This window comes from Flavihumibacter profundi (assembly GCF_020076305.1).
GTDB lineage: Bacteria > Bacteroidota > Bacteroidia > Chitinophagales > Chitinophagaceae > Flavihumibacter > Flavihumibacter profundi.
On record NZ_JAIQXE010000001.1, the window covers coordinates 93,995 to 114,328 of the forward strand.

General features: G+C 42.0%; 18 protein-coding genes. 6 read left to right on the forward strand and 12 right to left on the reverse strand.

Annotated elements, in window-relative coordinates:
* Nucleotides 1-5: 5 nt before the first annotated feature.
* From LAQ65_RS00375 to LAQ65_RS00390, 4 genes are all read right to left on the reverse strand, one after another.
* Nucleotides 6-2,027, reverse strand: coding sequence for a M1 family metallopeptidase (locus LAQ65_RS00375; RefSeq protein ID WP_224114941.1), 2,022 nt, complete (start codon nt 2,025-2,027; stop codon nt 6-8).
* Between the two features lie 87 nt (nt 2,028-2,114).
* Nucleotides 2,115-2,525, reverse strand: coding sequence for a hypothetical protein (locus tag LAQ65_RS00380; protein WP_224114942.1), 411 nt, complete (start codon nt 2,523-2,525; stop codon nt 2,115-2,117).
* A gap of 59 nt (nt 2,526-2,584) precedes the next feature.
* Entirely contained in the window at nt 2,585-3,967 is a 1,383-nt protein-coding gene (locus LAQ65_RS00385) for an APC family permease (protein ID WP_224114943.1), read from the reverse strand.
* A gap of 9 nt (nt 3,968-3,976) precedes the next feature.
* Nucleotides 3,977-4,942, reverse strand: a complete 966-nt coding sequence (locus tag LAQ65_RS00390) for a hypothetical protein (RefSeq protein ID WP_224114944.1) — start codon at nt 4,940-4,942, stop codon at nt 3,977-3,979.
* A gap of 955 nt (nt 4,943-5,897) precedes the next feature.
* Between LAQ65_RS00390 and LAQ65_RS00395 the strand changes: the two genes are divergently transcribed.
* A complete protein-coding gene (locus tag LAQ65_RS00395) occupies nt 5,898-7,682 on the forward strand; it encodes a CocE/NonD family hydrolase (protein WP_224114945.1) in 1,785 nt (594 codons plus the stop codon).
* A gap of 96 nt (nt 7,683-7,778) precedes the next feature.
* Here the strand turns inward: LAQ65_RS00395 and fabV are convergent, their stop codons facing one another.
* Nucleotides 7,779-8,969: an enoyl-ACP reductase FabV gene (gene fabV / locus LAQ65_RS00400; RefSeq protein WP_224114946.1), complete on the reverse strand. Its 1,191-nt coding sequence runs from the start codon at nt 8,967-8,969 to the stop codon at nt 7,779-7,781.
* A 364-nt stretch (nt 8,970-9,333) separates the two neighbouring features.
* Between fabV and LAQ65_RS00405 the strand changes: the two genes are divergently transcribed.
* Together LAQ65_RS00405 and LAQ65_RS00410 are read left to right on the forward strand one after the other, a co-directional pair.
* The gene (locus LAQ65_RS00405; RefSeq protein WP_224114947.1) at nt 9,334-11,712 is read left to right on the forward strand and encodes a hypothetical protein; all 2,379 of its coding nucleotides are present in this window, start codon (nt 9,334-9,336) and stop codon (nt 11,710-11,712) included.
* Between the two features lie 94 nt (nt 11,713-11,806).
* Nucleotides 11,807-12,136 (forward strand): hypothetical protein, encoded by a 330-nt coding sequence (locus LAQ65_RS00410; protein WP_224114948.1) that lies wholly within the window; start codon nt 11,807-11,809, stop codon nt 12,134-12,136.
* Here LAQ65_RS00410 and LAQ65_RS00415 read toward each other — a convergent pair whose 3' ends face one another.
* From LAQ65_RS00415 to LAQ65_RS00430, 4 genes are all read right to left on the reverse strand, one after another.
* Entirely contained in the window at nt 12,137-12,826 is a 690-nt protein-coding gene (locus tag LAQ65_RS00415; RefSeq protein ID WP_224114949.1) for a DUF6629 family protein, read from the reverse strand.
* Nucleotides 12,827-12,939: 113 nt separating this feature from the next.
* Nucleotides 12,940-13,212 carry a DUF4242 domain-containing protein gene (locus LAQ65_RS00420; RefSeq protein ID WP_224114950.1) on the reverse strand — a complete coding sequence of 91 codons (273 nt, stop codon included), beginning with the start codon at nt 13,210-13,212 and terminating at the stop codon, nt 12,940-12,942.
* Nucleotides 13,213-13,370: 158 nt separating this feature from the next.
* Complete coding sequence (locus LAQ65_RS00425) at nt 13,371-13,724, reverse strand: YciI family protein (RefSeq protein ID WP_224114951.1); 354 nt, start codon at nt 13,722-13,724, stop codon at nt 13,371-13,373.
* 253 nt (nt 13,725-13,977) lie between these two features.
* Nucleotides 13,978-14,442 carry a GNAT family N-acetyltransferase gene (locus LAQ65_RS00430; protein ID WP_224114952.1) on the reverse strand — a complete coding sequence of 155 codons (465 nt, stop codon included), beginning with the start codon at nt 14,440-14,442 and terminating at the stop codon, nt 13,978-13,980.
* 84 nt (nt 14,443-14,526) lie between these two features.
* Here LAQ65_RS00430 and LAQ65_RS00435 point away from each other — a divergent pair, with 84 nt between their 5' ends.
* The gene (locus LAQ65_RS00435; protein ID WP_224114953.1) at nt 14,527-15,465 is read left to right on the forward strand and encodes a sugar phosphate isomerase/epimerase family protein; all 939 of its coding nucleotides are present in this window, start codon (nt 14,527-14,529) and stop codon (nt 15,463-15,465) included.
* On the opposite strand, the gene LAQ65_RS00440 is transcribed toward LAQ65_RS00435, so the two are convergent.
* The gene (locus LAQ65_RS00440; protein ID WP_224114954.1) at nt 15,459-15,839 is read right to left on the reverse strand and encodes a hypothetical protein; all 381 of its coding nucleotides are present in this window, start codon (nt 15,837-15,839) and stop codon (nt 15,459-15,461) included. The genes LAQ65_RS00435 and LAQ65_RS00440 overlap by 7 nt on opposite strands.
* A 164-nt stretch (nt 15,840-16,003) precedes the next feature.
* On the opposite strand from LAQ65_RS00440, the gene LAQ65_RS00445 reads away from it, so the two are divergent.
* Nucleotides 16,004-16,942 carry an alpha/beta hydrolase family esterase gene (locus tag LAQ65_RS00445; protein WP_224114955.1) on the forward strand — a complete coding sequence of 313 codons (939 nt, stop codon included), beginning with the start codon at nt 16,004-16,006 and terminating at the stop codon, nt 16,940-16,942.
* Here the strand turns inward: LAQ65_RS00445 and LAQ65_RS00450 are convergent.
* Both LAQ65_RS00450 and LAQ65_RS00455 read right to left on the reverse strand, forming a co-directional pair.
* Nucleotides 16,934-17,074 (reverse strand): hypothetical protein, encoded by a 141-nt coding sequence (locus LAQ65_RS00450; RefSeq protein WP_224114956.1) that lies wholly within the window; start codon nt 17,072-17,074, stop codon nt 16,934-16,936. The genes LAQ65_RS00445 and LAQ65_RS00450 overlap by 9 nt on opposite strands.
* 469 nt (nt 17,075-17,543) lie before the next feature.
* Entirely contained in the window at nt 17,544-18,317 is a 774-nt protein-coding gene (locus LAQ65_RS00455; protein WP_224114957.1) for a GDSL-type esterase/lipase family protein, read from the reverse strand.
* A 184-nt stretch (nt 18,318-18,501) separates the two neighbouring features.
* Here LAQ65_RS00455 and LAQ65_RS00460 point away from each other — a divergent pair, with 184 nt between their 5' ends.
* Nucleotides 18,502-20,283 (forward strand): chloride channel protein, encoded by a 1,782-nt coding sequence (locus tag LAQ65_RS00460; protein WP_224114958.1) that lies wholly within the window; start codon nt 18,502-18,504, stop codon nt 20,281-20,283.
* Nucleotides 20,284-20,334 lie beyond the last annotated feature (51 nt).

Here is a 20,334-nt window from a genome sequence, read left to right on the forward strand (position 1 = left end):
CTGGTTCATTTCAGCGATTTGTAGGAAAAATTGTTATTGTCGCGGTTAACATCAGGGAAAACTTTATTCGGGTCAATGATAATGCTCTGGATGCTCTCAGTGGTATTTGTTTTTAAAATATACTCATGATCATTTTCCCAGATTTCTACCGGTAATTTATACACCTGTTTTATGCCGCTGGTGGTGGTGACTTCAACGGTCATTGGCATGGCAGCTTTTTCCAGGTTGGCGAGGTATATATTGGCGCCCTTAGATGGGGTATTGTCGATATAGCTTAAGCGGGTAACAGCCTGGTCGAGCTTGTAATTTTCAATAAACATGGCTTTCCAGAACCAGGTGAGGTCTTCGCCGGTAGTATTATTTATGCTCCGGAAAAAATCCCAAGGTGTGGGGTGTTTATAAGCCCAGTCGCGGATGTATTTTTTGAGGGCATAATCAAAGCGTTCTTCACCCACAACCTGCTCCCTTAGCAATCGCAAAACATAAGCAGTTTTCAGGTATTGTGTTGTAAAAACCATGAAGCTGCCTTTTAATGCATCGGGGCGGGTTATGATAGGTGTCAGGCTGTCTGTGAAGTACTGATCGTAGGGAAGTTCGTCGGCTGTATATCCTTTAAATTCCCCTTTGTTGAATTGGCCATCTGCTATATAATCAATAAAGACATTAAAGCCTTCATCCATCCAGGCATATTTGCGTTCATTGCTACCAACGATCATAGGGAACCAGGTATGTCCCAGTTCATGTTTCACTACCTTGAAATAATTATTGCCTGTATCTTTTGCGGAACAAAATACAATGCCGGGGTATTCCATGCCATCCAGATTTGAGGCCACATTAACTGCGCAGGGATAAGGGTAGGGATACCATTTATCCGAAAAATATTCTATGCTGAATTTGATATATTCGCTTGACCTGTCCCAACTCTGGGGTTGTTTAGAAGCCACCGGGTAAACCGAAATGCCCATTGCTTTTTTGCCTGCAGGCAGGTTGATATTGATGCCTTCCATCACAAAGGATTTGGAGGCTCCCCATGCAAAATCGCGGGCGTTCCTGAGCGAAAATTTCCAGGTGCAGGTGGACTTCTGCGGCCGTGAGGAATTGTTGGTCACTTCATCCGGCGTGCGGATAAATACTTTTTGTTCACTGTGCTTCGCCTGGTTCCATCTTTTCAGTTGAAGTGGTGTCATCACTTCCTGCGGATTTAATAATTCCCCGGATGCCACTACGATATAAGCTGATGGCAGGGTGAGGTTAACATTGAAATCACCATATTCCAGGTAAAACTCACCGTTGCCCAGGTAAGGAAGTGTATTCCAGCCCTCGACATCATCTAACACGCACATGCGGGGGTACCATTGTGCAATCGAATAAATAGGGCCATCTTTTGTGGGCAGGATATCCGTCCTGTTTACATTAAAATCGGCGTTATAGAAGTTTTCCGGGATGCGGTAATTGTATTTTACCTGGAAGCTGACAGACTTCCCCTTAGCCAAAGGCTGGGGTAAGAAGACCTGCATACGGGTGTCTTCCACCTTGTAGGTGGCCAAAGTCTTTTTTGAAGGATTAGTTGCAGAATTGATGATTTCAACCCCATTAATTATATAACCGTAAGCAGGTATATTGCTCCTTTTTATATCGTTACTGTCCAGGAATAATTTGGCATCCAACCCACGGGAATGCGGCCGGAAGGCATTCTGGTCCAGCTGAAGCCATAAGTAGGGCAGGGCGTGCGGACTGTTATTTGTAAAGGTAATTGTTTCAGAACCAGTAATGGTGTTTTGCTTGTCATCCAATGAAGCGTTGATGGTATAACTTGCACGGTTTTGCCAATAGGACTCTCCAGGTTCGCCTGTAGCACTGCGGTAGGCATTTCCCGGGGGAATGATCGGGTTGGCCGGGAAAAGGTCACGCGGGTCGTATATAGTGGGTTTATGTTGCTGGCTTATAACAGTGGTCGCTATGGATAAACCTAGAAGGAGGAACAGGGAATATTTCATGCGTGCAGGAAGTTTGCCTAATATAGACATTTTCGGTATTTAGTAACGTATATCACTTAATAATACACAAGGGGGTAAAATCATTGGGTTAATTGTAAAAACAGGCCAGCGCCGATTTTAAAGCGTACTGGTTGGTGTTGGGGTGCCGGAAAATTTTTTAATGATAAAGCTGGCGATAAATGCTTCCAGCAAACTGAGCGGGATGGCTATATATAATATGCCTTTTGGCAGGACACCCATATTTCCAAGCACAACCCACATGAGAACAAAACCTGCAAACCAGGAAAGAAGGGTGGTTTCCAGTAACGTGAATTTCCTGGCTATAATAAAAATTACAATGGCAAACAAAAATGACCAAAGTCCCCAAATTGCACCATTAATTGGTTCAGCTGGAAAAACCAGTCCGAGTTTTACGTAGTGCCTGGTCCAATAAGACTTTACAAAAAACTCATTCCTGGCAAATTCGGAAATACTAATCCAGATTGTGGCAAGCAAAATGGGTAGAATAATTTTTTTTAATGTGGTCATTTTCAGTAGTTTATTTAGGCTTTCTAAATGTTAAGGTTGCCGTTTTTTGTGCTTATTTCCTAATCTTTAAGGGCCTGTTCAATTGGTTCAGGATCAAGTAATCCTTTTTTCATTTTATATCGCACCCAAAAAAATGCATACGTGGCAGAAATACCTAAAAAGATGCCTGAATTCAGATAAACTTTCCAGGTTAATTCAGCAGTAGGTGCATTGTTGTATATGGCATATCCCATGCTCAATATTCCAATAACCTGGGGCAGGGGATAAAACGGCGATTTGAATGGCCGGTTAAATAATGGGTATCTTTTACGCAATACCATCACATTAATGTGGGCTATGATATAGGTTACCAGCCAGCAGGAAGCTGACGAAATCAACAGTAGCAATAAGAAATCCGGATTGTTTCCAAAAAGTAATAGTGGTACTATGATTAGTGCTGAAAGAAATAGAATTCCGAACCACGGTGTTTTCCACTTTGGATGCAGTTTCATGAAAACTGGTGGCAGGTGTTTGTGGTGTGCCATGCCATAGAGGACCCTGGGAACGGCCGCTAGCACTGCATTAATTAGACCAGTAGTCGTAGTAATCGCTAATACCGCAGCAATAATTTTACCTGGGTTTCCAAAAAGTGCCTGGGCCAGGACTACGTGAGGGATATCTGTATTAACCAGTTGCTCAACAGGCACCTGTCTTAATGCCGTAAATGCCAGCAAATTATATCCTATAAACATCACAAGGCTAGCCATAAACATTGCTTTGGGAATATTTTTTTCAGGCTGCTTTGTTTCTTCAATCAATGGACAGATTAATTCGAAAGACAAAAATGCCCACAGGGAAATCACCACCAGGGAAAAAACCGGGCTACCCGCATGAATAAACCCTACCCATATCTGTGCCGGTGTTGCTCCATTTACAATTGCAGGATTTAACCCGGTAAATCCAATTACAAATAGGGTTACCAACATTGTGTAGGTAATAACAGATTGAATGGAAGCAAATAAATCAATGCCCAGGATATTTAACAAGGTTAATAAGAGCAACAACAGTAATGCGATATGAGGAAAAGAAACCGGGGCAACACTATCAAGTACGTGTTGTAATAACAGTAATTCAGCGGGCCCAGCAAAGACAGCTGGCGCTAAATTAGCCGCAATTGCAGCTATTATTGCAGGGAAATGCCCTATTGAAACCGAGGTATAGGTGCTAATACTTCCAGCTTTGGGCATCATCAAAGCCAATTCGGAATAAGTAGCTATATAGCAAAGTGTAAGAACGTAGGCAATCAGTATAGCAAATAAAAATGAACCACCACCAATACCAGCTCCCTGAATAATTGATACTACTGAAGATTGGGAAACTACAAGGCCAATGGATATTATTAATAAGGATGGAAATCCAAGCACTTTTTTTAATCCACTGGTTACCGGTTGGTTTTCTTTCATGTTTATTTATTATTGTAATCGAATTATATACAACATAGATCCGCTATCTTTCCCCGAAATATAACCATCTGTACTTGACGCAATTCCTTCTAAAGCTTCTGAGCTTTCATGAACCAGTTTTGAATGTCGGTACGGTGAAAAATGGACCCTTACTCCGCCTAGTATTTCGCAGGCTGCACCAGTCCATTGATTGGCTGCAGATATGACCAGGTATTCAAAACCTGATTGCTGGTATCGTTCTGCTGTTTCAGCAACTAATTCGAAAGTGTCTTCTTTGGCGAGTGATGGTGACCGGGCGATCAAATTCAGGTCAGCCACTTTATTATCCGCAAGCGCTATCCTGAAGGCCGGATAAGCACTGCGCAGGGCGCCAAGGGAAAGATTTATTTGTAAGCTTAGTAACTGATAGACAGGCTCGAAAAAGGGTAATACGGCATTTATAAAAGGATCGTTCGATCGTATCGGTTGCTCTGTTTCAGGCAGTGATAGATTTATATTTATGGCGCCTCCGATAATTTCTCCGGCGTTATTGAAAACCGCTAATGAATGTTTGATGACATGCGCATTCACAGAAATATCATGCAGCCGGCTTGCAGGATTAGTAATGATGAATAAGCGGAATACCCAAAACAGGATGTTTTCTTTTGTCCATTCACCGAACAGGTCTTCACCCAATGAATCTTTATGCACTTTTCCTATAACTTCTGCCGGGCATGCTTTTGGTGGTTGCAGATGCTTTGCCATAGGTTCATTAATTGAAAATGACCTGGCGATTACCTTTGTTAGTTCCAGGAATTGAGTACTGTTAAGTGTTTCGGTACTCTTTATTGTATATAGTGTGCTGCGGTATGGTTGAACTGCATCCAAAGAAATAATTGGCAATTCCGCAGGAAGAGCCTGAAGACCGTGTTCGCCAATGTCAATTGATTTAGGGTATTTGCAGAAAGGCAATTTTTGCGCACTTTGAAGGGGCATATATTAAAAGCTAATCTGATAAAACGTAATGCAGGGAACCGGTATGGCACCCATGAATAATTTACACTTTTTTTCCAAATAAATAATACAAACTGCTTACTGCACCTGTTCCGCCATTTCTATTCCAGGTTATTTGTTGAACTTAAACTTAAAACTTGTTTTTGTTGATTTCGACTTTATATAATAGGCAAAACATCAGGAACTACTAAAATGATCAACTGAATGGCATGTCTAATTTGTTCAGTTGCAGTCATGGCCTTCTCTGTTGTTCCCTCCTTATAATTAAGCGTCCAAATGGAAGCAAATCATCCAGGGTCCATCCCCGTTGAGGGTTGCAGTGTGATTAATGACAAATTGATTCCTGTAGTTACAGTTATTCCGCCAGGCAAGGCGGTAGCCAGGCCGATAATGAATGCCATGCAAAAGGACCCGAAAATTCTGATTGTACTGACCAGAGTGTAATGCAGGCTCTGCCTTTAAGAAATTGTAAATCGGGTGTATGCCAGGATTAGGATCAAAATAAATGCAAATAGCCTATTAGCAATCCAATGAAAAATCGTTGCAGTGTACTATGCTCCCAGACCATTCCGGCTTCCCTGGAATTTGATTTCTCGATTTTTAGTGCCAATAAGTTTGGAAAAAAATGTGCAAATTGTTCCCTTATTCCATAAGCGAATCGCTCCCGATTTTCAGGAAATACCTGCAACTGTAACGAAACCGCACACGAATAATAAAAGTTTGAAGATCAGCCAAAACAAGCCATTTCGGAAAATAGATGCAATTGCCTGGGTAGTAATAGCAGTTTGGCGGGATTTCATATCCGGACTAATTTACTAAGATAGCAGAAAAGAATTCCGTAAATAAAATAGTAAATATTGTATCCTGAAATCAGATTGATACCGGATTTTTTAACTTACTTGTATTAGAGCAGGATGCTCAATAAAACTTAAACAATATGAATAAGTTGTTTTCATTGCTTTGCATCAGTATTATCCTGGTTGGCCTTAAGTTCCAGGTTCAGGCCCAGGCGATTAACAACGAAATACGTATCGAGCGGTATAAAACCATTGTTTTGCGTGATGGGGTTAAATTATTTGCCGACGTTTACCTTCCTGCTAAACCTGGAAAATATCCAACTATTGTAGTCAGAACATGCTATGGTGTGCAAAGGGATGGTGGCCATCAGGATAAAATAAAGTTTGCGCAACAGGGCTATGCAGTAGTCTTTGCGGATGTTAGGGGCCGTTATGAAAGTGAAGGGGTTTGGGAGCCGTTCCGCGACGAGGCCAGGGATGGCTATGATGTGATTGAATGGGCTGCCGCCCAACCATTTTCAAATGGGAAAGTGGGTATGCAGGGCGGCAGTTATTTAGGGCATAACCAATGGGCAGCCATGAGCCTGGCACCGCCCCATTTAGTCGCTGCTTTTCCTGGAGTTGCTTCAACAAATATTTATGCTAACTGGATAACCATGGGCGGTGCCTTCAGGCTAAGCTTCAATTATGGCTGGGGGGTGGTTCGCATGCCCAACCGGATTATGCTGCCACAATACTGGCATACTGAAGCCTATGCACCTGAAGAGTTGAAATATGACAATATCTTAAGGCACCTGCCCCTTAAAGACGGCGACCTTGAAAGCGCAGGCTATGCAGTTAAGCATTACCGTGACTGGATAAAGCATGAATCTTATGACGATTACTGGAAAGCGATAAGTGATGAGGAACGCTTTAATAAAATGAACGTCCCTGCACATACTTATGGTGGCTGGTTTGATATCTTTTTAATGGGTACTATCAATGGTTACATTGGCATGAAGAATAAAGCAGCTACCCCCGAAGCCCGTGCAGGTGCCCGCATGATCATTGGTCCATGGGGCCATGGACCCAGCCAGTCATTCGGCGGTGTTGATTTCGGTCCGGCTGCTAATATGAAAATGTTTGACCGTGAATTACGTTTTTTTGATTTTCACCTGAAGGGCATAAAAAATGGCCTGGACCAGGAAGACCCGGTACAGTTGTTTTATATGGGAATAAACAAATGGCGAAGTGAAAAAGATTATCCTATACCGGGTACCCAATATAAAAACATGTACCTGTCCAGCAATGGCAATGCCAACTCTGTGCGTGGCGACGGAATATTAAGTTTCGATCCACCAAAGGCAGCCGGTGTGGACAGGTATACTTATGATCCGAGAATGCCGGTTAACACACTGGGTGGAAATAACTGTTGCGGAACGCCAACCGAAGCTGGTCCAATTGATCAAAGACCTATCGAACGCCGGGAAGATTTATTGGTTTATACCTCAGAATTTTTAAATGCCCCCATTACTATTGCCGGCCCCGTAAAAATGAAATTGTTTGCCGCAACTGATGGTCCGGACACGGACTGGATGATTAAGCTGGTTGATGTATTTCCTGATGGCACAGCTATGCCGGTTTCAGAAGGTATTTTGCGGGCCCGGTTTCGCGAAGGGTTAGATAAAATAAAATTATTGATACCTGACCAGGTGTATGAATATAATATTGAATTGACGGGTACTGCTAATGTATTTCTGCCAGGGCACCGGATTCGTATCGATATCACCTCAAGTGATTTTCCACAGTTTGACAGGAATCCCAATACAGGGGAGCCGTTAGGCAGCAGTGCGAAAGTTCGGGTGGCCCAACAAAGTATACACCATGGCGGTCAGCGGTTAAGTAGTATTATACTTCCATTGGTTAGCCCCGTGGATAACAACTAATCTTGCATTCTTTTATACTTACCCGTTAGTATCATCCCGGGATAATAAATATCGTCTTATTTCGCATGGCTGGCCTGATTATGGTTTGGTGAAATATTATTGCAGTCCGTCGATAGTAATATTTTCATTGACGTCTTTTGCATAGTTAACATCCGCAAATCCAAAGCCGAATAAGTTTAAAAAGTCAGATTTGTATCCCTGTAAGTCCCCGATTTCGGGCAGGTTTTCTGTGGTGGCCAGGGACCAAAGTTCAGCTACTTTGTCCTGCACGTCTTTCCGCATTTCCCAATCGTCAATCCTGATCCTGCCCTTTTCATCAGTTGGTACTCCATTGCCTGTATAGAGTCGTTCTTTAAACAAGCGTTGAATTTGTTCTATACAACCTTCATGGATACCCTTTTCTTTCATTGTCTTGTAAAGCAGGGAAATATAAAGGGGTATAACGGGAATGGCAGAACTGGCCTGTGTTACCAAAGCCTTGTTTACAGAAACATAGGCTTTGCCGTTTAAGCTTTGCAATTTATCGGTAATCTTAAATGCGGTTGCCTCCAGGTGGTCTTTGGCTTTTCCAATTGTTCCTTTTCGGTAAACAGCTTCGGTCAGTGATGGACCTATGTAGGAATAGGCAAGCGTGATGGCATGATCGCTAAGTGCATCTGCCTTGATTAACGCATCAATCCACATTTCCCAGTCTTCGCCACCCATAACTGCTACAGTATTGTTGATGTCCTCTTCCGTGCAGGGAGTTATGGTTATAGTTGAAACATTACCTGTATGGAAGTCGACGGTTTTATTGGTATATGGGCTACCAATTGGTTTAAGTACGGAACGGTGGGTTATCCCGGTTACAGGGTGGGTCCGTACGGGTGAAGCAAGGCTATAAATAACCAGGTCAACTTTTCCTAAATCCGATTTAATCAGGTTAATGGTTTTTTGCTTGATCTCATTGGAAAAGGCATCACCATTTATACTTTTCGCATATAGCCCGGATTCCCTGGCCTGGGTTTGAAATGCCGCGCTGTTATACCAACCGGGCGAAGCAGTTTTGCCATCCAGGGGCGGTTTTTCAAAAAAAACACCAATTGTTGCAGCATTTGCACCAAAAGCACTGGTTATCCTTGATGCAAGTCCGAACCCTGTAGAAGCACCAATTACCAGTACTTTTTTTGGTCCTTCAATTTGTCCTTTGGATTTTATATAATTGATTTGATTCAAAACGGCTTTTTCGCACCCTTCCGGATGTGCAGTGAGGCATATAAATCCCCTCATTTTCGGTTCAATTACCATGTCTTGTTATGTTTTTAGTGGTTGTATCGAAGATTCCACTTGGCAATTATAGTGAAAATAAAATTGGCTGTTCACTTACCGGAACTGGTTAAGCCTGGTTATACTATTATAACAAGCCAATCCTTTTTCGCTATAAATCACAAGGGCACTGGAATATATGGTTATAGACAGGTCCGGATATGTTTGTTTTACATGCGCAAAAAAATCTTTATTAATTGTCTTTGGAAGGTATTCGATTTTCGGGGTAGTGGATTTTTTGCCAGCCGGATAAAAATCGACTATATTCTTTTAAATTTAAACAACTATCCTCCTTACGGAAAAGCTAATTTGCACAGTTGTTTTCATCTCTTTATTAAAACTTTTTATGATGACCTCCGGAATGGCAAAATCCCTGCTGTCTTTGATCCTGCTTCTGTTTGTTTTAAGCAGTAATGCACAGGTACAGTTATCTTCCGGCAGCTTGAAGGTGGAGTTGAATAACAAGGGGTCGCTTACTGCTTTAAGCAACGTAGAAACGGGGAAAAACTATTTATATGCCGATACTTCTGCACCACTGCTTACCCTGGTGAGTAATAATACCAGGTACCTTCCTACGTCTTTAACTTACAATAAGGCTGCTAATACAATTAGCTTAAAATACCAGCCTATAGGTGTTGCTATTGACATTAAGTGTGTTTTAAAGAAAACTTACCTGGTACTTGAAGTAATAAAGGCCACACCCGAAAAAAATATTGATGCCATAATCTGGGGTCCTTTTCCCACCAATATCAGCCAGGTAGTGGGCGAGGTGATTGGCGTGGTGCGCGATGCCAATATAGCTTTGGGATTACAGGTGCTTACCGTCAAAACATTGGGCGGCGATTATCCTAATAATGAAGGGACTACCTGGGCGAGGGGCATTGCAGCAACAACGCACAGTTGGGGCAGTAGCTTTCAGGCTTATACCATCAATCGCAACCGCGACCGTCATATTGATGCATGGGGAGGTGAGTTTAAAAATATGCCCGTTGCGGCAATTAAGGGCGAGACAGTTACAGGCAGTAAGATCGCTTTATTTTCTTGCCCCGTAGCTGCAACGCTGGATCAACTGGAGGCGATTACTGTTGGAGAGAAATTACCTTACCCCACTGTTAATAAAACCTGGTTTAAAAAATCACAACTATTTGGACGTTCCTACCTTATTTCATCATTCGGTGAAAAGGATGTAGATGAAATGATCAGCTATACTAAAAGAGCCGGTTTGATGTCTTTGTACCATGAGGGTCCTTTTAAAAGCTGGGGCCATTATATCCTGGATCCTGAAATTTTCCCAAATGGGAAAGAAGGCCTGAAAATCGCTGTTGATAAAGCACATGCTGCAGGGTTACATTTTGGGGTGCATACCCTAACCAATTTCATCAATACGAACGACCCCTATGTTACGCCGGTACCTGATGACAGGCTTAGCCTGACGGGATCCTCGCCATTGGTTGCTGATATTGATGCCCAGCAAAAAGAAATTGAAGTGGCATCACCGGAGTATTTTAACCAGGAAAAAAATAACAATCTCCATACCGTTAAAATTGGTAAGGAACTCATCCGGTACAAATCAGTTACCAGCAAGCCGCCATATCAATTGCTCGATTGTCAGCGGGGTGCTTTTGGCACTACTGCATCGACGCATAAAAAAGGAGAGATTGCAGGTAAATTATTTGACCATGCTTACCAGGTGTTTTTTCCTAACCTTGATATGCAGCGTGAAATAGCCAGGAATATGGCTAAACTTTTTAATGAAACCGGTGTGGACCATTTTGATTTCGATGGTCATGAGGGTTGCCTGGCTTCTGGTGAGGGCGATTATGCCATAGAGCTGTTTGCGAAAGATGTTTATGATAATATGGACCATGAATTTATTTGCGGCACAAGCCTTAGCAAAACATATTTCTGGAATATTGGTTCGTATTACAATTGGGGGGAACCCTGGTATGGCGGGTTTAAGGAAAGCATGCAGCAATACCGGATCGATAACCAGGGACTGTTCGACAGAAATTATATGCCACACATGTTAGGTTGGTATTTGCTGAGCGAAACCACTACAATGGCTGATATGGAATGGATGCTGGCCCGCGCTGCTGCTTACAATGCCGGGTTTGCAATGGTTGCCCGACCCAAAGCTCTCCGCTCCAATCCGCTAACACCAGAGTTGCTGGATGCTATCCGGGAATGGGAAACTGCCAGAACCGGAAATGGTTTCAGTATTGCCCAGCAGCAGGAATTGAAAAATACCCAAAAAGAATTCCACCTGGAGAAAGTTTCTGAAAAAAAATGGAACCTCTATACCTATAGTTTATCCCCCTTATTGGTAAGGGAGAAATTTGAACGGCAACCAGGAGAACCAACACATACTGTCTGGACTTATATCCAGCAGGCAAAAGAGCAACCGCTACAATATCGTTTGAACCTTATCGGGAAATCCGGGGGCATCAGGAATCTTAAAATGCAGATAGATAATTATACAGAAATAAATTTACCTATAGAATTGGTTGCCGGTGAATCAATAGTTTGTGATGGCACACAGGAGCTTAGGTTATTCGATGCAAACGGGAAGCCCAAAGGAACTTACCACATGGCGAATATGCCTCCCATGACTTCCCCGGCAAGGCACAGCATTATTTTTGATTGCGGGTTTATGGAAGGGGAATCACCAAAGCTGGAGATGCAGTTCAGGTACCTTGACAAGACGGATTTGGTGCAGGCGAAGTAAAATTTGAGTAGGTAATCTGTTAAGATATTTAAATAAATCATTATCTTAATAGGGGTGCTTTACAAAGATTTTCTGTTCATTTTAAACGATTGTTATGGCCTATACTACTGTTGTAAGTCCATCTACCATTCAACAATGGATCACTGAAAAACTGGATATACAAAAAATACAGGAGTCCCTGCAGGCCCTTGGTTACGATGATGAAACCATAGATGCCCACATTAAGGAGTTTAAGAAAGCAAAATATGGCAGGAAACAATTCACCGGGTTTATTTGCCTGGGTGCAGGTGCTTTTCTCGGTTTTGTAAGCTGTGTACTTACGCTTGCCAACCCGATCCCGGAACTGTTCAATATTATACTTTACGGACTAACCTCTATCGCCATTTTAATTATTTGTATTGGATTGTATTTTGTGCTGGAATAATTAGAAGGGTGTAAACCCGAATTGGTCCTGGGAGGAAGAAAAATCTTTGTTTGGTTTATTTAGTTCAAGGATAACTGCATATACAGCAATACTAATTACCGAAGCGAAGAAACACCAGACAGAAACGATATAATCGGTATAAAATATTTTGGTCATGATATAAGAAACCAGGATGGCTATTCCTAAATACCACATCCGTTTAATGCTCGAGAAAAATGGCGGAAGGATGGTTGCCATAACATAAAGTAAACCTCCAATAGTACTAAACCTGGCAGGATAGTTTTGACTGTAGGAAATATGGTAACCAAGGATACTTGCTTCAACAGGGTAGGACAACAGGCAAAAAGACAGGTACACTGATATAATCGCACCTATTCCAATAAGCATCCTGAGTGTTTTTAACCGGTTAGGTTTTTTTTCGAGCAGAAAAATAGCTAATGGTACAATAGTTGGCCAGATGATTTGTGCGAACGCAAGGAAAATATAGGTTGCGGGCTGTTGCAGAAAGCCATAACCCGGGTTTTTAAGTGCAAGCCATAAAAACCCTTCAGTAATTTGTTGCACGGCAAATAGCAATGGTATACTGGCAAAAAAACTTTGTGAAGGTTGTTTTGTTTTTTTTAAGGAGGCAATACCGATTGCAGAAAGAACAATACCTGCGCCGAAACTTGCACTGGCTGAAAAACACATTTGCTTTAATTTATAGAAGAGTACAAACCTTCCTGATTAAAGCTAACCTTTAGATAGCCATATTCTGCTTAAATGAATATGATATTCGTCATGCCGTCGTGTTATTTACAAAATCACTCTGCCGTAGTCGGGTCAATGATGGAAAATACCCGGTTTACTGCATTCGCGGGAAATCCGCCTTGTTTAGCGTGCTCACGAACCATTTCCTCATTCGGTGCATTGTAAATGCAATAAATTTTGTCGCCTGTTACATAACTATGCACCCATTGTATCTGAGGCCCCATATTACTTAGCACGCCACAGGAAGTTTGTGAAATGGCTTTTAATTGTTCCGCAGACAGGTTACCTGCACCGGGGATTTCCCTTTCGATTACATACTTAGGCATAAAAGTGGTTTATGTTTGTGAGTATACAAATTACTGTTTTTTTTATGCATGTGTAACTGCCTAATTGCCCTGTTCTTTGGTGGTCAGCGTGTACGACAAAAATCCATAATCAGTAAATTGTGCCTGTACTATCCTGATAAGACGGTGACCGTTTAACTTTAATGGGTGCCATCATTTTTGGCAATTTTCCTGACTTCCACACTATTTCCTTCTCCCTGTAAGACAGGGCTGCCCTTGGCAAATTCAACTGCTTCTTCCACAGTATCGGCTTTTACAATGATGAATCCACCAATAGTTTCCCTGGTTTTTCCAAATGGCCTATTGGTTACAACATTATCGTGCCATACCACCCTGGCATCTTCAAAGGGTAAACCTGTACCGCTAACAAATTTATTCTGTGCCGCTATAGTGGCAATCCAATCCATAGTTTGTTTCATCCACACTTCAATTTGCTCAGGGGAAGCAACTTTGGAACCGTCTTCGTGCCGGAAAATCAGCATAAACTCGTTCATTGTTTTGATTTTTATTATATAGTTAATAGGTGAACCTTTTAAAATAACAAATGCGTATTCTGGAATTGGTCAATTATTATTTTAATGCTGCCAGATAAGATGGGATGGTACACCTAAAGGTAGGCCCTGCAGGCAAAAAATCAACATGTAAGACCTGTTATGCTTTCAGGAATGCCGATCATTTTTTGCCTGTAACAGGTTAAAAAAAGCAAATTGAAATTTAATGAGCCTAACCGGCAATATTGGATTGTTGTCATTTTTCCGGAAGCAGTAACTCTTTTTCAAAACACACACTGTTGCCAATATTTTTATATTGCCCATAGTTAGGGATAATTGAATAGCCATTTTTCTTGTATAAGGCGATAGCTTCCGGTTGGTTTTTACCGGTCTCTAAAATGCATTTTGTATAATTCAGTTCTGCACACCAGTCTTCTAAGTGTTTTAAGATTCTGGATGCAATGCCTTTTCCCCGGAAGGCAGGTGGTACATACATTCGTTTTACCTCCATAGTACCTGGCGAATATTCCCTGATGGCTCCACAGCCTGCAGGCAGGTCATTATTATAAGCTACTATAACTTGTTTGATGGCAGCAGTTTTATTGAATTGTGCATAAAATGCATGATCCGCTCCATCCCGGATGGCTAAATCTTCATCCAGTTCAGTTACCAGTTTTTGAAAGTCATTATTGCCGGAATTCGTCCGGATATATTGTACCATAACAGTTCAACTTATTGTTCTGCTTATTTACCCTTATTAAAATAGTGTAAATTTATTAATACCGCATTTAAATAAACTACCAGTATGTCCATGATCAATTCGGGGTATGCAGTTAACCCGGCTCAAAAAACTATTATCGTTTTATTTGTGGTTATACTTTTTTCCTGTTACAACGGGTTGGGCCAAACAGGCCCGGAGACAGGTAAAGTCTTTTCCAAAAGCAATTTAGTTGCCTGGTGCATAGTCCCTTTCGATAGTAAACACAGGAATCCGGAAGAACGGGCACAGATGTTGAATAAATTGGGGATTACAAAATTGGCTTATGACTGGCGTGAAGAGCATGTACCTCAATTTGACGAAGAAATGGAAGCACTTAAAAAACACCATATAGAACTGCAGGCATTTTGGATGCCCTATGGTCCTGATCCGGTCAGCAATGAACATTACCCCGAAATTTTGGCATTACTGAAGCGGCATAAAATTAAAACACAATTGTGGTGGTCATATGGTTCATCTGATGATGCCCTGAAAAACCTTGCACAGGAAGAAAGGGTTCAGCTGATTGGCGAAATGGTGCTTGATATGGCTGCTGATGCCGAAAAAATTGGCTGTACTGTTGGCCTTTATGGACACGGTGGTTGGTTTGGGGAACCGGAAAACCAACTGGCGATTCTGGCATATGTAAAAGCACAGAATGTAGGTATTGTTTATAATTTCAATCATGCAGAGGAACAGGTGGATCGGTTTGTAGCATTCTTTCCAGCCATAGTGCCGCGCCTGATTGCCTTGAATATAGCCGGACTTAAAAAAGGTCCTCCAGGAAAAGTGGTTGCAGTTGGTGAAGGTGATAGTGAAAAGGAAATGATCCGGATCATTGCTGCAAGTGAGTATAGGGGAACTATTGGGATAATTAATGAGGATACAGCCCCCGATGCGGAAGTCGGACTTCAAATGAATATCGATGGACTGAAAAATATATTAAAGTCCCTGGGTTATACCAAAGCATTGAAATCCTATCAATAATTCCGCCCGTTAAGTTTAGCATATTTCAGCTCATCATCTTCCAGCCAGAATTCCCAGTTAGGATGCATAATATCATCAGTGGCATGCAGCCACCTTCCCCCATTCAGTGGAAGGATAAATGATTTTAACTGGTTTTTCAGTTCATTGCTATTGTTCAGAATAGCGTCCTGTTCTGCCCGCAATAAACACAATTCCTCGTGAAGCACGTTAATAGCCAGCATCTCCGCATCAGTATATACTTTATCAGGATTTTTCATCAGCAGGTGGTTATACTGCGCCGTTTTCGTTTTGATTTCTTTCTCGATGGTACGGACCTGCTGGTCCTGCTCAAAAAGGTCGGTGACCATTGTTTTCAGGTTGCTCATACCATTCATAACGTAAAAAATTACCTGTTTTGTCTGTTCATGGCAAAAAAAAGAGTAACAAATTTCGTCCCGGGCAATTAACCCGGTATCGGCCCGTTTTAGTTGCTGCTGAATGGGCATGTTAAACCTATAAGCAGTTTGGCAGTCCCATTTCCACCAACAAACAGATTCTTATGCGTTTTAAAATATCAATACCCACCCTGATAGCCCTGCTTGTCATTTTATGCAGTACAGGATGTTCCAAGAACGGTCCGGCACCCGCTGAAAAAGTTTACCGGTTCAGTGAATCCATCACCGTAGATGGACTAACCCGCACCTATACATTGAACCTTCCCTCCAATTATTATGAGACCGACGGTTTTTACCTGGTCATTGCCCTGCATGGCGGTGGTGGAAGCGGAACCCAGTTTGAAACAAGTTCGTTATTAACCAATAAAGCAAATGCCGCTAAGTTTATTGTAGTTTACCCTGATGGTGTGCAGAGCAACGGACTACTGAAAGCGCGTACCTGGAATGCCGGCGGATGTTGTGATTATGCACGGGATAATAATATCAACGATGTAAAATTCATTAGCGAACTCATTGATACCCTTGTATCGAAATATAAAATTAATCCGAAAAAAGTGTATGCAACAGGCCACTCCAATGGCGGGATGATGTCTTACCGGTTGGCCTGTGAATTGTCAAATAAAATCGCCGCCATTGCTGTAAATGGCTGTGCCCTGATGGTTACATCGCCCTGTAATCCTTCCCGCCCCGTGCCTATCTTACATATGCACTCCTACCTGGATGAGAATGTGCCTTACCTGGGTGGAGTGGGTACTGGTCCTTCGAAAGATTATTTTCACCCTGTTGATTCCGGATTGAATGTCTGGTCTACCATAAATGCCTGCGGTAATAAGGCTGTTGAAGTTGAAGATAATGCAGGGTATACATTAACGCAATGGACTAACTGCAGCAATGCAGTTACCATACAATGGTATATGACCAAAGACGGTGGACATGCCTGGCCCGGCGGTTTGCCGGGAAGTGCCAATGGTGATACGCCTTCCACAGCGATCAATGCCGATGACCTGCTATGGGATTTTTTCCAGCAATACCAGTTACCATAAAAAATGAACGGGTTTGCTAATTGAATTCCCGCCTGGTGCAACTGCCTCCTTGGCAAAAACAGAAGCCTCAGTAACCTGTCCCTGATCTTCACCTGTTTTCTGTCTGTTCAGCATTTTGTTGATTTTGGGCATAAGGGTAATTTTCTCCATTTACAAGCAAGTATCCTGTAATTGTGGCCATTGGATAGATTTTTTGAATAAATAATCAGCTGTGATACCCAATTCCGTGTTTTCGGATGTTCCGGCATTAAAACAGGGGCGGTTTTTACTCAATTATGCGGTGAAAGGAATTTACAGGGGGTGGTAAAACGCGTTGGCTCAACTGCTGATCCATGTGCCAACCATGTGCCATTCATGTGCCAACCATGCTAAAACAGGCCATTTTACGCAGGATTACACATGGATGGCACATGGTTGGCACATGGTTTATAGAATGAATTGCCAGTACCCGATCATTATTCTCCAACTTTTTTTACATGCAGCAAGGCCTTCAATAAGGATCAACCCCATTGAACATATAAAAATCATTAAAGAGGATGTTGAATGTTGATTAAACACTAATCCGTAGTACCCAGGTTGCAGGGGAAACCTGCCGGGCAGTTCAGTCTTTAATAGCTTTTTCAATTCCTTTTACCCAAATCTTTGCCAGTTCTTCCGACCCTTTTTCATTGGGATGCAGGTAAAATGTGCCGGAATTTCCTTTTTCAGGAATCAGCAGGGCTTCTTTCTTTTTCCTGAAATAATCAAATCCGGATTTTGATCCTGCGTATACCCGTTGCGGGTAAGCGCTATTGTATTCCCGGACAAGCTCATCCAGTTGGGGATAATATGATTCCAGGCGGTCCAGTCCTTCCTGCAAATACCGGGCACCATTATGCGTGTTCGGACTATACCAGATAGGATACTGGATAATTATTTTTGCCTGTGGGAATTCATGCAATAAATTATCAATGATAACCTGCATGTTCTTTTTATAATCAGCCGGTGAAACGGGTGAACCATTCGGGCCGAAAATGGCACTGTCGTTGGTGCCCAGCATAATTGAAAATACAAGTGTTGCTTCTGTGTCTTGCGCGAAAGCATTAGCAGAGGCTATTACAAGGGGAAAATCTGTATTGGTTGCCGGCAAAAAATCAAGAGTGGTATGACCGCTGTAACCATTATTGGCAATTTGTACCGCCGAGAAGGATTTTTTAGTCCGGAGCAATTTTCCGGCAAATACTGGTGGTGCATCTTTTAATGGATTTAATAGAGCAGAACCTTCAGTAATACTGTCTCCAAGAAAGACGATATTCACTTTTTTCCTGGTTGTAAGGCTGAAAGAACTTACTGCGAAAAGTAAAAAGACCAACAGGCACTTGATGGATAGTTTCATTATGATTTTTTTATCATCCTTTAGTGGCTGTCCATAGGAGGGAATCCCGGAAAATATTCCTGGCATCTAATATATCCCTTTTTGATAAACTGGCTCTTCCCGCTTCTGTCTTTTATTTCCGACTTTGAATTAAAAAGAAGATAGCCAGGGTTGATTCTATATTTGTGCTAATTTTTACAATTGCATGGTTAAGTCATTTTACAAGCGAATTATAGAGTTTCTGCGAACAAAACTCAGCAGGATGCAGGTGATAATGCTGATTGCTACATTAGTTGGATTCGCTTCCGGTATGGTAGCTGTGTTGCTTAAAACCTTAGTCCACTATATCCAGCACTGGATCAAGGAAATACCGGTAAGCCACTATGCATACCTTATGTTTCCTGCAATTGGCCTTCTGGTCACCGTATTCATAATCCGGCATTTTTATGGAGGACAGCTGGAAAGAGGCATAGCGATGGTCTTAAAAGCCATTGCCCGTAAATATTCTTTTATTCCGTTGAACCATACCTACAGCCACGTTATAACTAGTTCTATTACAGTGGGGCTTGGAGGGTCTGTCGGACTAGAGGCGCCCATTGTTGCAACAGGTTCGGCTATTGGTTCCAATATTTCCAGGATCAGCGACCTGAGTTACCAGGAAAGGACTTTGCTGATTGCCTGCGGTGCTGCGGCAGGAATTTCTGCAGTCTTCAATGCACCCATTGCCGGTGTAATCTTTTCGGTAGAAGTATTATTGGCAGAAACAGTAGTAAGTTATTTTATCCCCCTGATTATTTCTTCTGTTGTAGGGGTTTTGTGTTCAAAGATTATATTACAGGAAGCTTCCTTATTTAATTTTGTACTGAAACAGACATTTGATTACCGGAATGTTCCATTTTATATACTATTGGGAATTATAGCAGGATTTATTTCCCTCTACTATGCAAGGGTCTTTAAGCGTACAGAAAACATATTGCATAGCTGGACAATCAATGTATATGTTAAGGCAATAATCGGGGGGGCATTCCTGATGGCCATCTATTTTGTTTTCCCTCCACTATTCGGGGAAGGCTATGATAGTGTGAAAACGGTTGCTAATGACACCTTCTCACATTTTTCCGATAATACTTCCCTGTTTTCCAGGCTTGGCGACAACTGGGCAATTATTGCCTTTTCAGCTTTGATTGTACTGGTAAAACCTATGGCAGCCGGCATTACGATCGGCAGTGGTGGCAATGGGGGGAATTTTGCCCCGTCACTGTTTGCAGGCTCTTACCTGGGTTTCTTCTTTTCCAACCTGTTCAACAGTACACCCTGGGTTAAAATTCCGGTAGGCAATTTCAGCCTTGTAGGCATGGCCGGCGTATTAAGCGGCGTGATGTATTGTCCATTAACCGCTATTTTCCTGATTGCAGAAATTACTAATGGGTACGAATTGTTTATTCCCCTGATGATCGTTTCCTCCATTTCTTTTTTCATCGTTAAATCCTATGAACCGTTTTCTATGGAAACGAAGAAACTGGCTATGGAAGGCCAGATTTTCACCCATAAAAAAGAAAAAAATATACTTACATCCATCCAGATCGGGGAAATGTTGCAGGATGAATATGTTAGCCTCAGGACTGATCAGAAATTAAAAGACCTGGTAGAGGCCATTAAAGGGAGTGAAAAAAACATTTTCGCTGTACTTGATAAACAAGGAAAATTTACCGGTATAATTGAATTGAACGATATCAAACAAAAACTATTCCAGCCAGATCAGTTTGAAAAGGTTAATATTCAGTCACTTATGAAAAAACCTGCTGGTATTTTAAGGTTAAACCAGGATATGCATATGGTAATGGACAAGTTTGACCATACCCAAAGCTGGTACTTACCTGTACTTGACCCTGAGAACAGGTTCGTGGGATTTATTTCAAAAACCAAACTCTTTAACAAATACCGGGAAATCCTCTCTTCCCAGGGTGATTTGTACGACCAGGAATAAGTGTTTCGCTTTTAAAATGCGGACAAACCATAAATAAGGGTAAAGATGTAG

What these genes read in the sequence shown, in the direction of transcription:
- LAQ65_RS00435 (WP_224114953.1), top strand. Translation starts at nt 14,527, where the DNA reads ATGTCCATGATCAATTCGGGGTATGCAGTTAACCCGGCTCAAAAAACT.
- LAQ65_RS00420 (WP_224114950.1), bottom strand. Translation starts at nt 13,212, where the DNA reads ATGCCTAAGTATGTAATCGAAAGGGAAATCCCCGGTGCAGGTAACCTG.
- LAQ65_RS00440 (WP_224114954.1), bottom strand. Translation starts at nt 15,839, where the DNA reads ATGAATGGTATGAGCAACCTGAAAACAATGGTCACCGACCTTTTTGAG.
- LAQ65_RS00410 (WP_224114948.1), top strand. Translation starts at nt 11,807, where the DNA reads ATGGCCTATACTACTGTTGTAAGTCCATCTACCATTCAACAATGGATC.
- LAQ65_RS00380 (WP_224114942.1), bottom strand. Translation starts at nt 2,525, where the DNA reads ATGACCACATTAAAAAAAATTATTCTACCCATTTTGCTTGCCACAATC.
- LAQ65_RS00375 (WP_224114941.1), bottom strand. Translation starts at nt 2,027, where the DNA reads ATGTCTATATTAGGCAAACTTCCTGCACGCATGAAATATTCCCTGTTC.
- fabV (WP_224114946.1), bottom strand. Translation starts at nt 8,969, where the DNA reads ATGGTAATTGAACCGAAAATGAGGGGATTTATATGCCTCACTGCACAT.
- LAQ65_RS00385 (WP_224114943.1), bottom strand. Translation starts at nt 3,967, where the DNA reads ATGAAAGAAAACCAACCGGTAACCAGTGGATTAAAAAAAGTGCTTGGA.
- LAQ65_RS00455 (WP_224114957.1), bottom strand. Translation starts at nt 18,317, where the DNA reads ATGAAACTATCCATCAAGTGCCTGTTGGTCTTTTTACTTTTCGCAGTA.
- LAQ65_RS00460 (WP_224114958.1), top strand. Translation starts at nt 18,502, where the DNA reads ATGGTTAAGTCATTTTACAAGCGAATTATAGAGTTTCTGCGAACAAAA.
- LAQ65_RS00430 (WP_224114952.1), bottom strand. Translation starts at nt 14,442, where the DNA reads ATGGTACAATATATCCGGACGAATTCCGGCAATAATGACTTTCAAAAA.
- LAQ65_RS00415 (WP_224114949.1), bottom strand. Translation starts at nt 12,826, where the DNA reads ATGTGTTTTTCAGCCAGTGCAAGTTTCGGCGCAGGTATTGTTCTTTCT.
- LAQ65_RS00390 (WP_224114944.1), bottom strand. Translation starts at nt 4,942, where the DNA reads ATGCCCCTTCAAAGTGCGCAAAAATTGCCTTTCTGCAAATACCCTAAA.
- LAQ65_RS00445 (WP_224114955.1), top strand. Translation starts at nt 16,004, where the DNA reads ATGCGTTTTAAAATATCAATACCCACCCTGATAGCCCTGCTTGTCATT.
- LAQ65_RS00425 (WP_224114951.1), bottom strand. Translation starts at nt 13,724, where the DNA reads ATGAACGAGTTTATGCTGATTTTCCGGCACGAAGACGGTTCCAAAGTT.
- LAQ65_RS00395 (WP_224114945.1), top strand. Translation starts at nt 5,898, where the DNA reads ATGAATAAGTTGTTTTCATTGCTTTGCATCAGTATTATCCTGGTTGGC.
- LAQ65_RS00405 (WP_224114947.1), top strand. Translation starts at nt 9,334, where the DNA reads ATGATGACCTCCGGAATGGCAAAATCCCTGCTGTCTTTGATCCTGCTT.
- LAQ65_RS00450 (WP_224114956.1), bottom strand. Translation starts at nt 17,074, where the DNA reads ATGCCCAAAATCAACAAAATGCTGAACAGACAGAAAACAGGTGAAGAT.